Here is a 1369-nt window from a genome sequence, read left to right on the forward strand (position 1 = left end):
GACTGGAACCGTTCCACCTGGTTGTAGAGCAGTTCAGCGGAGCGTTTGTTGATCGGGTCGAAGTCCTCGCGGGCGTCATAGAGCACCTCCGCGGCCATGCGCACCGTGGTGAGCGGGGTGCGGAGCTCGTGCGACACGTCGGAGACGAACCGCTGCTGCATTTGCGAGAGCGTGGCCAGCTGGGTGATCTGCTCCTGGAGGCTTGCCGCCATGTGGTTGAACGAGGCCCCAAGCCGGGCGACCTCGTCCTCGCCCTTGACCACCATGCGCTCCTGCAGCTGCCCGGCGGCGAGCTTTTCGGAGACGACGGCGGCGTGGCTGACCGGGCTGACCACGTTKCGGGTGACGTACCAGGCGACCCCGCCGATCATGAGGACCAGCAGGGCACCGCCGGCCAGCAGCACGTTCTGAATCTCGTCCAGCGTCTTCTGCGCCGTGTTGAGGTCATAGATGAGGTAGAGCTCGTAGACGGTGCCGTTGAAGGTCACCTTGTTGCCGACCGCGATGCCGGGCCGGTCCTCGGTCCCCACGGGGAACTGGGTCGACGCCCAGTACTGGTCCTTGCCCGAGTCCTGCACGGCCTTGCGCAGCTCCGGGGGGATGACGGCGATGGTGAGCTGGTCCGAGGCCCGRGATTCGACCCAGCGGTTGCGCGGCTTGGTCTGCTCCGGCATCGCTTCGAAGACATAGCGCCGCTGAATCACGGACCCGCGGCCTTCGACGGCGTTCAGGGTGTCATAGACCAGGGTAATGACGCTGGACTGGTCGGTKACCTGGGCGCCGTCGAACGTGTCCTGGACCTGCTTGACGTTGTAGCGGGTCTCCGACTCGGCCTGCGCAAGCCGTTCCTGGAACAGGTTGTTGGCGATCTGGTTGGACAGGTAGGCGCCAACGACGGCGAACGAGCCGATGGCCAGCAGGAGCGTGGTCAGGACGGTCCGGAACTGCAGCGAACGCCGCCATTTCCGCTGTACCGCGCGGAGCAGGTAACGGATGCCGGGCAGGAGGCTGCCGGCCCCCGTGCGGACCAGGCGCGCGACCCGGACGCCAACGATCCTCGCGCGTTTGGCCCATAGCCGGGTCCGGAAGGCGAGCCCGCGCCACGGTCCCCGACCGCCGGGACCGGCAGACGGCGATTCAGGCTCCTGGGATTCCGCCTCGCCGGATTCAGGTACGGCGGATTCCGGCACGCCCGGTACGGCCGGTCCCGTCTCATGGGATGCGGACGATTCAGCGGCCTCTGCGACGCTGCGGTCCGCAGGCTCAGGAACCTGCTTTATAGCCGACACCACGGACCGTCAATACAACTTCGGGGGCTTCGGGGTCGCGTTCGATCTTGGACCTCAGCCGTTGGACATGGACATTGACC

At 66.6% G+C, this 1369-nt stretch carries 2 protein-coding genes; both read right to left on the reverse strand.

The genetic code is table 11. From position 1 onward, the window contains the following. On the reverse strand, window positions 1-1055 hold a 1055-nt coding region (locus AC1DBQ_RS23330; protein ID WP_476930754.1), incomplete at its 3' end, for a histidine kinase dimerization/phospho-acceptor domain-containing protein. A 208-nt stretch (window positions 1056-1263) separates the two neighbouring features. Then, the coding region (locus AC1DBQ_RS23335) for a winged helix-turn-helix domain-containing protein (RefSeq protein WP_476930755.1) at window positions 1264-1369 on the reverse strand (106 nt) is incomplete at its 5' end.

This window comes from Arthrobacter sp. 10T413_2, assembly GCF_056394205.1.